At 33.2% G+C, this 13,259-nt stretch carries 12 protein-coding genes; 7 read left to right on the top strand and 5 right to left on the bottom strand.

The window, feature by feature from the left end; translation table 11 throughout:
* Positions 1-6: 6 nt before the first annotated feature.
* Together C1Y58_RS14565 and C1Y58_RS14570 are read right to left on the bottom strand one after the other, a co-directional pair.
* Complete coding sequence (locus tag C1Y58_RS14565; protein WP_105616812.1) at positions 7-459, bottom strand: tripartite tricarboxylate transporter TctB family protein; 453 nt, start codon at positions 457-459, stop codon at positions 7-9.
* A 69-nt stretch (positions 460-528) separates the two neighbouring features.
* Positions 529-1,548 carry a tripartite tricarboxylate transporter substrate binding protein gene (locus tag C1Y58_RS14570; RefSeq protein ID WP_207655761.1) on the bottom strand — a complete coding sequence of 340 codons (1,020 nt, stop codon included), beginning with the start codon at positions 1,546-1,548 and terminating at the stop codon, positions 529-531.
* 247 nt (positions 1,549-1,795) lie between these two features.
* Here C1Y58_RS14570 and C1Y58_RS14575 point away from each other — a divergent pair, with 247 nt between their 5' ends.
* The 3 genes from C1Y58_RS14575 to C1Y58_RS14585 are packed head-to-tail and all read left to right on the top strand — an operon-like array spanning position 1,796 to position 5,830.
* Positions 1,796-3,004 (top strand): ABC transporter substrate-binding protein, encoded by a 1,209-nt coding sequence (locus C1Y58_RS14575; RefSeq protein ID WP_105616813.1) that lies wholly within the window; start codon positions 1,796-1,798, stop codon positions 3,002-3,004.
* Positions 3,001-4,761 carry a sensor histidine kinase gene (locus tag C1Y58_RS14580; RefSeq protein ID WP_105616814.1) on the top strand — a complete coding sequence of 587 codons (1,761 nt, stop codon included), beginning with the start codon at positions 3,001-3,003 and terminating at the stop codon, positions 4,759-4,761. The genes C1Y58_RS14575 and C1Y58_RS14580 overlap by 4 nt, the downstream gene beginning before the upstream one ends.
* 16 nt (positions 4,762-4,777) lie before the next feature.
* Complete coding sequence (locus C1Y58_RS14585; RefSeq protein WP_105616815.1) at positions 4,778-5,830, top strand: response regulator transcription factor; 1,053 nt, start codon at positions 4,778-4,780, stop codon at positions 5,828-5,830.
* A 51-nt stretch (positions 5,831-5,881) separates the two neighbouring features.
* On the opposite strand, the gene C1Y58_RS14590 is transcribed toward C1Y58_RS14585, so the two are convergent.
* The gene (locus tag C1Y58_RS14590) at positions 5,882-7,288 is read right to left on the bottom strand and encodes an alpha-L-fucosidase (RefSeq protein ID WP_105616816.1); all 1,407 of its coding nucleotides are present in this window, start codon (positions 7,286-7,288) and stop codon (positions 5,882-5,884) included.
* Between the two features lie 129 nt (positions 7,289-7,417).
* On the opposite strand from C1Y58_RS14590, the gene C1Y58_RS14595 reads away from it, so the two are divergent.
* The gene (locus C1Y58_RS14595; protein WP_105616817.1) at positions 7,418-9,127 is read left to right on the top strand and encodes a sensor histidine kinase; all 1,710 of its coding nucleotides are present in this window, start codon (positions 7,418-7,420) and stop codon (positions 9,125-9,127) included.
* Positions 9,128-9,244: 117 nt separating this feature from the next.
* On the opposite strand, the gene C1Y58_RS14600 is transcribed toward C1Y58_RS14595, so the two are convergent.
* Positions 9,245-9,643, bottom strand: coding sequence for a pyridoxamine 5'-phosphate oxidase family protein (locus tag C1Y58_RS14600; protein WP_105616818.1), 399 nt, complete (start codon positions 9,641-9,643; stop codon positions 9,245-9,247).
* 149 nt (positions 9,644-9,792) lie between these two features.
* On the opposite strand from C1Y58_RS14600, the gene C1Y58_RS14605 reads away from it, so the two are divergent.
* Positions 9,793-10,125, top strand: a complete 333-nt coding sequence (locus C1Y58_RS14605) for a winged helix-turn-helix transcriptional regulator (RefSeq protein ID WP_105616819.1) — start codon at positions 9,793-9,795, stop codon at positions 10,123-10,125.
* 9 nt (positions 10,126-10,134) lie between these two features.
* Here C1Y58_RS14605 and C1Y58_RS14610 read toward each other — a convergent pair whose 3' ends face one another.
* Positions 10,135-11,196 carry a response regulator transcription factor gene (locus C1Y58_RS14610; protein ID WP_170311601.1) on the bottom strand — a complete coding sequence of 354 codons (1,062 nt, stop codon included), beginning with the start codon at positions 11,194-11,196 and terminating at the stop codon, positions 10,135-10,137.
* Positions 11,197-11,413: 217 nt separating this feature from the next.
* Between C1Y58_RS14610 and C1Y58_RS14615 the strand changes: the two genes are divergently transcribed.
* The gene (locus C1Y58_RS14615; RefSeq protein ID WP_105616821.1) at positions 11,414-12,316 is read left to right on the top strand and encodes an ABC transporter permease; all 903 of its coding nucleotides are present in this window, start codon (positions 11,414-11,416) and stop codon (positions 12,314-12,316) included.
* A gap of 14 nt (positions 12,317-12,330) precedes the next feature.
* Positions 12,331-13,251 (top strand): carbohydrate ABC transporter permease, encoded by a 921-nt coding sequence (locus C1Y58_RS14620; RefSeq protein ID WP_242985408.1) that lies wholly within the window; start codon positions 12,331-12,333, stop codon positions 13,249-13,251.
* Positions 13,252-13,259 lie beyond the last annotated feature (8 nt).

Here is a 13,259-nt window from a genome sequence, read left to right on the forward strand (position 1 = left end):
ATTCTCCTATGGTAAATTTACATGTAAAGCATATTGGAATACTAATGTTACTCCTACAATCAAGCCATTAACGATCCCATAATACGACCACTTTCTTGAGCCAAATAAGATGAGTGTCAACGATCCAAATATCATTGCAGATACTACGAATGGTACCCAATGTAACAATACCCAAAATAAGACCACTAATCCTATCATAAGTAATCTCTTTACTTCTTCTTTCAATATAATTTCACCCATATTTTGCTCTTTTTTCAGTGCAATTTTTATTATCTCCTTCAATAATAAGTACAAGCTACAAAGTCCCATAAGACCTACTACTAACCTAGGAAAGGACTGGGAATTGATTAAATCGTCTGTTTTAATAACTATTTGATAGGGAATTAACAGCCATATAGCCACTGAGATGACCAAAAAAATAGTTGCACCCAATAAATCCTTATTATATCTCACCCTCATCTTTATCCTTCTTTCTAAAAAATTCTCCGCAATTATTTACGGAGAATTTCTATTTTAAGTTGAAAACATCTATTTTACATAAGCTGAATATTTCTCAGCTTTTTCCATGCATGAATCAATATAATCCTTTACTTCTTGACCTGTCATCGGGTCAATATTTAACCCAATATTCGCCGCTGTTTCTAAGAAGGCTGGATTATCAAGAATATTTGATAAGGCCTGATACATCTTATCTACAGCTGCTTGTTCTGTCCCTGCTCTCATAAATACTGCGCAGACATTTGTCATCCATGTATCGTAGCCATAATCTTCAACACAATCAAGATTATATACTTCGTCCACTAACTTCTTATTGTCAAAAGCAACGACTGGATTAATATCACCGGATTTAACAAATTCTTTTGCCAGTGAACCATGAGTAACTGCAAAATCTACTTCGCCAGAAACGGCAGCATTTAATGCTTCGTTGGCACCATCGTATGAAACAATTTTGAAAGTCCCACCCATTTCTGTTACTAAACCTGCTATTTGAAGCGCTTCTGAAGAAGTTGAACCATTAGTTGCAACTTTCACTACATTATCTTTTACATAAGCTTCAAATGTTTCAAAACTATCAATACCTGTAGAAGGATTAGCTGATAAGATAAATGTTGAAGAATAGATATTAATAACAGGAATAAAATCTTCAAATTTATATTGGACATCTGCAGTCAAAGGTGCAATTGCAAAACTCCCCTCCCCACCAAAAATCAACTTATGACTATTTGGCTTTTCCTGTAAAAACTCTGTTAATGCCACTGCTCCACCAGAGCCTAAAATGTTGTCAGCTAATAACTCTTGCCCTAACTGTTCCTTACCATATTGTGACATAGCACGATTTACTTGGTCTGCTAAGCCCCCTACAGCCCATGGACAAATGATTGTAACGGCTTCTGTTGGCCACTCTTCTTTAGATGCCTTGGCTTCTTTAGTTTCTATTGTTTCTTTAGCACCTTCCGTTTTTTGAGCTGTATCTTTTTGTGCACACCCGCTAAATATCGATAACACCATCGTTACTAATAATACAGCTGTAATAATTTTCTTTAACATTGTTCTCCTCCTATTTATTTCATTTGATAACAAAAGTATATCGAAATAAACCAATATGTAACACTGAACAAGTTCAGTTCAAATTGTATTTTATTCAGATTCTCATGGCTCATTAGTACAATATTCAGTTTTGAAGCATAATATTGGGTTAATTACACCCTTATAACTTAAAAAAACTTCAACAAATTGACTTATAGAATTCTCCTATGCTAAACTTTTCTTATAGGACTGAAATCTGGAGGTAATTATGAAGAAACTTGTACTATTCTTATTTATTTTTATGCTATTATTGATGGAACTTCTATTATTCAACACCTCTAGTTCCAACCAATTAACTTCAGAACAACCCTCTAAAGATAAAGAGCTTATCATTTGGATCCAGGAATCCTTTCCTGGTTCAGAGACCTATTTTAATGAGCTGTGTTCTAAATTTACAAAATTTTATCCACATATCAATATATCTTTCGAAATTATTAAAGGCTCGGACCTTCGTGCGTATAAGTATATGACTGACCAATTAATCAGTGGTACCTCTCCTGACATTCTTCTATTGTCTGTTGCCAATTATAATAGCTTTACAACTGAAGATCGACTTATTGATTTAAGTGATTATATCTCATCCGATGATTCTCTACTTCCATCAGTCGTTAATAATGGGCTATATCAAGGAAGTCCATATGGGATAGCCTACTTTTTAGATCCAGAAATATTGATTTATAATACTAATCATTTTGAAGATGATGCCTTTACAATACCTTCATCATTTTCAACATCAGATGATTTGCTAAAATATATGTCTTCCTTGAATGCAGATTATATAAAGCAAGAGCAAAGTTATTATGCTTTTTCCATACCTAGTCTCATCTCAGAAGGTCAATTTTTACGTTCGTTACAAGACCCCGTCAACACTGACAAAATTGACGAAAGTATTCTTAATAGTTTACAAATGTTATACATCACTCAAAAAGCAGCACCATACAATGTTGACAAATCATTTAGCCACCCCTTTTTCCATAATGAAGTAACTTTTAGCCTTGAGCCTTTATCTCTTGTCTATGAACAGATTAATTTAAACTATAATATGAATGATTCCATAGGTGTTTTCCCCATCGACTTGGAGCAATTAGTATTTTCTTATTCACAGAGTCACTATATTTCCATCTTCTCAGAAACGGATCAATTGGATGATGCTAAAAATCTATTAGATTTATTTTTATCAGAGACAGAAATTTTAAATCGATACAGATTCTATAATGTTCCTGTGATTAGTTATGAACTTAAGGAAGTATTTATTGAAGATCCTTCTTATAATAACCAATATGTATGGGACTATCTCGAAGCTGCATTCCATTATCCGATAGATCCAATGGCAAATTCAATTAATACCTCTTTTGATCATGATTATAACTCTGAATTGTATATTAATTCAAGTTCAATACGAGGAGATGCCCAATGAAATATAATTTTTTTTTTCATAAACCTAGTATTTTGTCTCAACTTATCGTCATCATTACATTAACTATTCTAGCACCACTAATTTTCCTTGGTTTAACCACTTATAACTCCTATACTCAAAACATGGAAAATACAGTTATATCTACTAATTTTGACACACTTAATCAAGCTGATCAAAATATTTCTAATATACTTGGTGATATTTCTTCTATCATCAATCACTATGATAATAATATGGAGCTAGAAATCTTTCTTAATCAAAACTATGATAATAAACTAGAAAAGCTAAGAGTTACACAGAAGTTTGAAGATCATATGAATATTTTTCTTGCAACAACCAATCAAATATACGTTGATGTCATACTAGTAGGGAAGAACAATGAAATTTATAGCACCAGTACTGATCCACACAATGCATCTGTTAGTAATATCTATCGCACTTATTGGTATGAAACAACTAGTAAAAACAACCATGTCATCAATTGGTTTAAATTCGATCGTAGTTATTTTACGAGGAATGAAAACCGTCATATGATTGTAGCAACAAAAAATTTGCTAAATCGTACAACTCAGGAAAGCTATGGCATAATCATTATTGAAATCTATGAGAAGTTTTTCTATGATCGGTACAAGGAGGTTGTTAATGAAGGAGAAGTCTTCATGATACAAGACTCACAAGGAAATATCATCACCACTAGTGATAGATCAGTACAGTTGGCATATAATTCCCAATATAGAACCATTAAAATTGAATCTTCCAATCTTATTTACAATTACCTCTATAAGGATGAAGAATACCTATATCTTGGATATAATTCATCCATATCTGATTGGCGATTCATTAAACTAATATCTACGGACAAGATTAATCGTACAATTAGTGTATTACGCCTTCGATTTATTATGATTTTTTTGGGTTGTGCGTTTTTTCTAGCCATAGGTATCATTATTATTGTTATTGATATTAATAAACCAATCAAACAACTTACAAAGCGAATAAGAAATAACTTCCTACATCCAGTATCTCATCCTTCAAACTATGAAGATACATCATTTATAAATGCTTTTACAAGTTACGAAGTCTTAATAGCTGAGGTAGATGAAACAGTTAATCAACTGATACGTACTCATAATGATAAGCTGAATGCTGAACTTTATGCACTAAAGATGCAGATTAATCCACATTTTCTCTACAATACGTTGAATTCAATCAAATCCTTAGTTTGGACAAATAAGACTGAGTTCATTGAGCCTACCATCACTTCCTTGGTGAAGTTACTCAGGCAAACCTTACAGAACCCACGTGACTATATTACATTAGCTGAGGAGATAGAATTGCTGAAACACTACATTTACATCCAGAATATAAGGACCGACAACTGTATTCAAACAGAGTTTCATATAGGAGTTGATGATCTAACCTTGAATGTTCCTTCGCTAATTCTTCAACCAATTGTAGAAAATGCAATTTTTCACGGCATCGAACCACTTGGTAAAATAGGCACTATCAATATCTCTTCCTATCGACAGAAACAGGATCTAATAATCGAAGTATTTGATAACGGTATAGGAATACAAGAAGAAAAACTAGGAACGTTACTACTTACTATGAACAAAAAGTCCCATCATGGCTTAAACGGTATAGGACTTGCTAATATTCATCAAAGACTACTCCTCAATTATGGAAAAGGCTATGGTGTACAGGTTAATAGTAAAGTAAATATAGGAACTTCCGTTACCATTCGTTTGAGAATATAATGAGGTGAGTAAATCTATGAAATTAATGATTGTTGATGATGAAAAACTACTAAGAAATGGATTTAAGCATATGACTGATTGGGCTTCGAAGGGAGTTCATATCATATCAGAAGCTATCAATGGACAAGACGCATTAAATAAAATTGAAGTCGAAATGCCCGATGTTGTTTTAACCGATATCAACATGCCTATAATGAATGGCATTGAGTTGACTAAACGTATCAAAGAGTCCTATCCTCATATTATTGTTATCGTTCTAAGTGGACATGATGATTATCAGTATGTCAGAGAGAGTATGAAATATGGAGCAAGCGATTATCTCCTTAAGGCTTCCGTTGATGCTGATGAGATTTTTCAGTTATTAGATAACGTCACTCATAATAGTTTGAATGAATTTTATGATCAATCACACTCTAATACTGTTGATATTATTGATTTCGATAAATCTATAATTCTAGTTTTTCTTGAACTACAACAATACGATAAACTTGCAGCCTATATCAGTAATATCATACAGAAGAACAGTGATATTCCACTTCTCTATTTAAGGGATTTTATAAGAGATCTATACTTCTTTATGCAATTTCAAATGGATCAGTTAGGGTTACTCTATAAGGATATTAAAGAGCAGAAGATGCGTTATAGTCTAAGCATACAATCCATTGAAAGAAAAGAGGATGCCATTAAATGGGTAAATGCATTCACAAGGGAATTATCTAACCATAGTTCCTCAATTCATCATCCGATAAACATGCGAGTTAAGCATATTAAAGAATTAATTGAGTCTCAGTATGATGTTCCTGAATTATCTTTAGCCTATATTGCAGATAAGCTTTATTTAAATAAAAATTATCTCTGTGATTTATTTAAGGCTGAGACTGGTTCAACCATCAACCAATATATTGCTAACATACGCATTCAAAAAGCTAAAGAATTCATGCGCAACACCAATATGAATCTGAACCAAATTTCTACTAAGGTGGGCTATCCTGATTATAACTATTTTAGCCGAGTCTTTCGAAAAAAAATGGGAATACCGCCTAGTAAGTATCATCAGATATACTTATAAAAGGTGTTATCTTTAAGATAACACCTCAATATTATTAGTATAACCGCCATCTTAAAAAATAGCTATACATCTTAACTCTGGATAATAACGACTTGATGTTATGCTGATACGTATAAATCTAGCTTTAACATCACTGAGTAAGCAAATCTTCTTATACCCAATCGTTGTACCATTATAAACGCGTTTCCATTGACTTTGATTTTCTGATACTTCAATGTTAAAGGATTCAATACGTTGCCCGTGTTCTATGTATTCTTGGATTAGAACCATTTTAATTTCTTGGTTTTCCTTCATATCAAATAGTAATAATTCTTTGTAATCCTCTGAACCACCTGTCCAATAAGTTTCATCACATCCATCATTTAATACAGAAGTCTCACTAGGACTGGATATCGATTGCCACTTGTATCCTTGAGTGATATCCTCTTTAAACATCTCTTCTAAAGCATTCCCCATACCTTTTAAATGCTTCACATCAATGTCATGGATAAGCCCCTCTTTTGTTGGCGGTACATTTAACAATAGTGTATTATTTCCTCCAACTGCCATGCAATATAAATTGACTAAATCTTCTACAGATCGTACCTTATCATCATCCCCTTGATGATAGAACCAACGGGGGCGGATGGATGTGTCTACTTCAGACGGGTACCATACAAACTCCTTAAAGCTTGCTACAATCTTTCGACTACCAAGATCTTCGTCGCATTTTCCTATATTCTCTAATAAACAACCTATATCACCTTTTTGTGAATTCTCAGCAATGTCCGATTGATTTTGCATTTCTTTGGGTACAACACTCCATTCAGATTCACGACATCTTCCAGCTTCATTACCGCACCATCTTACATCAGGTCCCATAATACTGATACAAGCCTCTGGTTGTAGTTCTCGGATAACTTTATAATAGGCATCCCAATCATAGACTTGCCTTTTTCCATTTGGTCCTTCACCACACGCTCCATCAAACCAAACAGTAAATACCTCACCATATTGGGTAAGAAGTTCAGTTAACTGATTGATAAAATATGTATTATAAGCTTCTGTTCCATAACATGCTTCATGACGATCCCATGGCGATAAGTAAATACCTAATTTCATATCATATTTTTTACATGATTCTGCTAATTCACCAACTACATCTCCCAGACCATCTTTCCATGGCGAATTCTTAACCGAGTACTCAGTGTACTGACTAGGCCAAAGGCAAAAACCGTCGTGATGCTTTGCTGTAATAATAATCCCCTTCATCCCTGAAGATTTCATTGTACTTACCCATTGGTCTGTATCCAAATTGACTGGATTAAAAACCTTTGAATCAGCTGTACCATCCCCCCACTCCATTTCTGTATAGGTATTGGTACCAAAATGAATAAAGCCATAGAACCCCATTTTTTGAATCATAAGTTGCCTAGGACTAGGACTAATTTGAGCAATTTCTATTATATTATTGATCATTTGAACACCTCCACTAATGTTATAGTAATCGTTTACCGATAAAAATACAAGGTGGAATATTTCATAAATTGTGGTATAATTATAACCAATTTTTCTAGTTACTTTTTCGTTGTGTTAGGAGGCTTTCTTATGCTTGGTCAAAAAAGTATTGTTAAATCCATGTTCCTTTTCTTTGCTCTCATTCTAGTTATCATTAGTGGTAGCAGCCTTATACTTTATAGAAAATTTAATAGGGTTATCTATGAGCAAATCGTTAATGATCAACGTAATTCTCTGAGAAATAATAAATTTATTTTTGAGACATTTATAGAAGATATAAACGATACCCTCTTCGATATCAGAATGAATAAACTGATAGCCGAATATCTCGTCAGCGATGTCAATGATTCTCTGGCTATCATCAACCATAGACAAGCTATCCGCGATGAACTTATACTAATAGAAAATAAGTTTTTAGAGAATTGTTACGTCACACTCTTCGTAGATCAACAACTACCTTTTGCTAAGAATCTTCTAGCATACAATTCAGATTTATTTACAGAAGAAAAAGTTTTACGAGGTGCTTTTCCAAATAATAATGTCCACTCAGCTCCTTGGTACCAAGATGCACTCATCAATAAAGATAGAATTCAAAGCTTCTATAGCGCAGATACAGATAATATCTATTTTATTACTGCTATGAAGAATCCTTTTCTGAAACCCTCTACTTATGATTTCACAATTAACACCGATATGTATACCATGTTAGCTGTCATTAGACTTTCACGCTCCTCCATGATAAAGATGGCTAAAAGCTTACACCTGATAAAAGGGTCAACCATTCAGATTTTCAATGAAAATCAACAACTGCTCTATACCTATCCTGAAGATGCCAAGATCGAAAGAGAATCCTTTATCACTGTAGAGGAGAACTTTAGCAATGACTGGTCAGTTACTGCGTATATACCTCACAGTTATATCATAGAGCAAACTGCATTTGTAAAAAAATACGTAAGCTTAGTAACCCTACTACTTATACTCATCATCTTATCTTTTGCTTTTTGGATGATTCGACACATTACAGGTCCAATTCTTGAATTATCCAAAACTATGAAAGCTACCAATTTTCCTAAGCAGAAGAATTATGAAAATAGAGATATCTACTCCAAGAATAATGAGATTGGTATCCTCTTTAATAGCTATGATCGTATGATGGAACAGTTAGTTTTATCCATTGAAAATCAGAAGCAATCTGAATATAAGGCTCTACAAGCACAGATTAATCCACACTTTATATACAATACGTTAGATTCTATTAATTGGATTGCACTCTGCAATGATCAAGACCATATTGCAAAAATGACCACCACTTTATCCAATATTCTAAAGTACAGTATAAAAGAGCCTAACACATTAATTACTGTGAAAGAGGAAGTTGAATATATTGAAGAATATATTTATATTGAGAACATACGCTACAATGATGTCTTGCACTTTCAGTACCATATCCATCCCAAGTTAGAATCCTATAAAGTACCCAAATTTATCTTTCAGCCTTTAGTTGAAAATGCTGTTAAACATGGTATTATGAAAAATGGTGGTGGTACAATCTATATGGAATCTGTAATGGAAGAGGATAATATATTATTTTACATAAGTGATAATGGTCCAGGCTATAATGTTGATGAACTTAATAACTATCTTGAAGGCTTCCAAAACATCCAACCAGAATACAGTGGTATTGGTATTAAGAATGTAAATGAGCGTATACACAACCACTCTGGTGACATGTATGGGCTATACTATATGATGAATAACCCTACTGGATTGAAAGTACAAGTAAAGCTGCCTAGATTATAAAAGATCATTAAAATCTATATATAACTTTAATATAATGGAGAAAGTGTAGCCTAATCGACTACACCTTCTCATATATTACTATGGTATACAACTTTTACTCGAAACGTCTAAACAAATCTATATTTGTACATCGCTAATCACATCTTCCATAGCAGTTAATCTTGCTGTTCCATTATGGACATAAAATAGCTCTAATACTGGATTGTCTGTAGTTTTAAATAGCTCTTTTATATATGGTCTATTCTCAAAGATTTTCTCTATTAAGTCTCTATCATTATCAAACACTACTTCTCCATTAATTCTTACCCAATGTGAATCTGGGTTTTGAGCAACGTAACTTACTTCGTTCATTTCTTTTAACTGATCATAAAAATCCTTATTATTAGTTGTCAAAAAGTAGAATTTCCCTTGAATTTCAAATTGAAATTGAATAGGTCTGATAACAGGTTTCCCTTCTTTAACAGTTGCAATTTGTCCTATATCATTTTTATTTAAAAAATTAATTATTTGTTGCATTATTTCTACCTCCTAGTATACTATTATATAAATGAACCTTGCCAGGTTTTTATACTATCATTATATACCTGAGTTCAATTATGCAAAATACTTTAAATTATTATGGTAACTGCAATAAATTGTTGAATTACCTAAATAGGAGGCTTTATATGATAAATAAATATTTAGAATTTGATTGTGATATCGCTCTCACACATAAATTGATTCAAGGTAAATGGAAACTTAAGATTCTATATATACTTGGAGAAGGTACACTAAGATTTGGTGAAATCCGAGAAAAAGTAGGAGATATACAAGATGGCTATTTATCCAAACACCTTAAAGAACTTGAAAAGGAAGGTATTATTCTAAAAAAAGTGTACAGCCAAATTCCACCTAAAACAGAGTACTCGATGACTGATTTAGGAAAAAAGCTTAAAGTTGTTCTAGACGCTATGGAAGGTTGGGGCAAAGAGTATAGAGACTATTTAACCACCTTATAGGTGGTCTTTTTATTGTTTATACATATGTAATTTCAATATATGCTTGCGATAGTTAGAAGGCGTATAGCCTGTTTGTTTTTTGAAAACTTTTGAGAAGTACTTTGGATCTTTATAACCCACTTTTCTTGATACATCAATAACCTTATAGTTAGGAGACTTAAGCATCTCTATGGCTGTTTCCAATCGTAGCTGAGTAATATAATTAGAAATATTGATTTGCTTATACTTTTTAAATAAAATACTTAAATAGGTTGGTGTTATATAGAGTTGCTCTGCTATATCTCCAACTGATAACTCTGCTTCTACAAACTTCTCGTGAATAATTCTAATGGCATGTTGGATAATTTCCTCATGCTCTGTATTATGCTCTGAAAACTGTATTACTTGAGAAAAAAGCATTCTTAGTTCATATAGCATCTGCTCAGTATCTTTAATGCCTAATAACCGATCTAATGTTTTAACTTTAGAGGAGAGAATAGAGTCTATATTGATACCAATGTTTTGAAAATAACTGTATATACTATTAGTAATTCTTAGTACGAGCTGATTTGCTTCTTCCTTCGTTGTATAGCGTTCTTTTATCGTATGATTAAAGAAATCTTCTACAATACAAAAGTCCTGTGCTGCTAGAGCTTGATACAACATTTCTTCTATATCTTCCGTTAAAACAGAATTAATCAAACTATTTTTACGTTCATAATCTTTTTTTAACCGCTTCAAGTTAGCGATTAACTCATCTACCTTGTCTCGATTAATAGGTTTTAATATATAATCTTTTACTCCAAACTTCATAGCATTCTTGGCATAATTAAAATCATCGTAAGCGCTTAGAATAATTATTTCTGGTTGGAGTGGACTCTTATATATTCTTTCACACATATCAATGCCTGACATGACAGGCATTTTTACATCGGTAATGACTACATCTGGTTGAAGTTCAATTATCTTCTTATACCCCTCATCTCCATTGATGGCCTCACCAATTAAAGATATTCCTAACGCCTCCCATGGGATCAGTTTTCTTAACCCATTAAGAACCAAGTGGCTATCATCAATAATCATTACTTTCATATGAACACGTCCTCTTATCCGCCTAAAGCTTCTATCAATGCTACTCTTAACACTAGAATACATGAATCCAAAATTAAAGTAAAGCCTTAATCGCCGTATAAATAAAACTGATAAATTTATTCCACCTTTTTAAAATTTGTATCACTTGTTGCTTTATGTAACACCGTCTAAACTTAAAGTATAGCAACCAATTGATCAAATTAGAAAGGTGAAATACATGAGAAAAAATACACATTCCACAGGGGTTTTATTCCTTATGGCAACCCCAGCAATTATTTTTTTTATAGCTTTTAAGTATTTACCCATGTTTGGTATTTTCCTTGCTTTTAAGAACTTCAACTACCGTGATGGCTTCTTTAAAAGTCCATGGGTAGGATTTAAGAATTTCGAATTTCTCTTTAAAGGGGATGTATGGACCATTACTCGGAATACTGTTGGCTATAATCTTATCTTCATTATTTTAGGCATCATCATTCCTGTCAGTATCGCTATAATTCTCAACGAGCTATTAAGTAAAAAAATGGTAAAACTTTTTCAAACCACAGTAATTATGCCATACTTCCTTTCTTGGATTATCGCAGCTTATGTCTTCTATGCATTCCTAGGTGTTGATCAAGGTCTTATCAACCATACCTTGCAGCGATTTGGTTTTGAAAAAGTTTACTGGTATATGGATACCAGCTATTGGCCCTTTATCATCGTCATCGCTCAAGTATGGAAAATGTCCGGTTACTCCAGCATTATTTATCTCTCTGCTTTAAAGGGGATATCCTCTGAGTACTATGAGGCAGCGGCTTTAGATGGTGCATCTAAATGGAAACAAACCTTATACATCACGATTCCTTGTCTGAAGCAAGTTATCATTATTCTAACAATATTAGCTATAGGGAGAATTTTTTATGCGGATTTCGGATTATTTTATAACCTCCCACGGCAATCTGGAGTACTTTATCCAGTAACCAATGTTATCGATGTTTATGTTTACAATGCCTTAAAAAATACTGGTAACATCGGTATGTCAGCAGCTGCGGCTTTTTATCAATCCATTGTTGGCTTCATACTCGTTCTAATATCCAATACAATTGTTAAAAAAATTGACTCTGAAAGCGCTATTTTATAAGGAGGGTGATATTCTTGAAAAAAACTATATCAAATTCGAGAAACTTTAATACCATATCTAAAAAATCAAATGCTTTATTGACACTATTAATGAGTATTTACTCTTTAGGTTGCGCTTTACCCGTACTTCTTGTCTATATCGTTTCTTTTAGCTCTGAAGACAGTGTTATGACTAATGGGTATAGCTACTTCCCTACTGAATGGAGTTTAGCAGCCTATCAATCCCTGTTAAAATCCATACATACCATTATACGTTCCTACGGCGTATCCATATTTGCAACCATAACAGGTACATTGATTGGTCTATTCATTATGTCCCTCTTTGCATACGTCATTTCAAGAAAAGACTTTAAATACCATAAGATACTTACCTTTTTCGCTTTTTTTACCATGCTTTTTAATGGCGGTTTAGTTGCCTCATACTTGATTAATACACAAGTATTTCATTTAAGTAATACCATATGGGCATTGATTTTGCCCTATACCATTAATGCCTACTATGTCATCATTATGAGAACATTTTTCTCTCAAACTATCCCTGACTCTGTCATTGAATCTGCACGTATTGATGGTGCTGGTGAACTCCAGATTTATTATTCTATCATCCTACCATTATCTAAGCCGGTTCTAGCAACTATTGGACTATTTTTAATTGTCGTCTATTGGAATGACTGGTTCCTGGGCTTGCTATACATAACTGATGACAACCTGGTTTCTATTCAATACTCACTCATGAAGATTCAAGCCTCAATGGAATTTATTAAGAGTAATATGGTAGCTTTGGGTGGCGAAGCAAGTTCTTTACTTAAAGGGTATCCTACTGAAACAGCCAGAATGGCCATGCTTGTTGTGGTCATTACCCCAGTCATGTTTGCTTATCCATTTTTTCAACGTTATTTTGTAAGTGGTCTTACAATTGGTAGTATAAAAGGTTAAAATAAGAT

The sequence above is a fragment of the Vallitalea okinawensis genome, assembly GCF_002964605.1.
GTDB classification, from domain to species: domain Bacteria; phylum Bacillota; class Clostridia; order Lachnospirales; family PQDH01; genus Vallitalea_A; species Vallitalea_A okinawensis.

Excerpts from the sequence above, each read along its gene's own strand:
- C1Y58_RS14565 (WP_105616812.1), bottom strand. The coding sequence starts at position 459 with ATGAGGGTGAGATATAATAAGGATTTATTGGGTGCAACTATTTTTTTG.
- C1Y58_RS14570 (WP_207655761.1), bottom strand. The coding sequence starts at position 1,548 with ATGTTAAAGAAAATTATTACAGCTGTATTATTAGTAACGATGGTGTTA.
- C1Y58_RS14575 (WP_105616813.1), top strand. The coding sequence starts at position 1,796 with ATGAAGAAACTTGTACTATTCTTATTTATTTTTATGCTATTATTGATG.
- C1Y58_RS14580 (WP_105616814.1), top strand. The coding sequence starts at position 3,001 with ATGAAATATAATTTTTTTTTTCATAAACCTAGTATTTTGTCTCAACTT.
- C1Y58_RS14585 (WP_105616815.1), top strand. The coding sequence starts at position 4,778 with ATGAAATTAATGATTGTTGATGATGAAAAACTACTAAGAAATGGATTT.
- C1Y58_RS14590 (WP_105616816.1), bottom strand. The coding sequence starts at position 7,288 with ATGATCAATAATATAATAGAAATTGCTCAAATTAGTCCTAGTCCTAGG.
- C1Y58_RS14595 (WP_105616817.1), top strand. The coding sequence starts at position 7,418 with ATGCTTGGTCAAAAAAGTATTGTTAAATCCATGTTCCTTTTCTTTGCT.
- C1Y58_RS14600 (WP_105616818.1), bottom strand. The coding sequence starts at position 9,643 with ATGCAACAAATAATTAATTTTTTAAATAAAAATGATATAGGACAAATT.
- C1Y58_RS14605 (WP_105616819.1), top strand. The coding sequence starts at position 9,793 with ATGATAAATAAATATTTAGAATTTGATTGTGATATCGCTCTCACACAT.
- C1Y58_RS14610 (WP_170311601.1), bottom strand. The coding sequence starts at position 11,196 with ATGAAAGTAATGATTATTGATGATAGCCACTTGGTTCTTAATGGGTTA.
- C1Y58_RS14615 (WP_105616821.1), top strand. The coding sequence starts at position 11,414 with ATGAGAAAAAATACACATTCCACAGGGGTTTTATTCCTTATGGCAACC.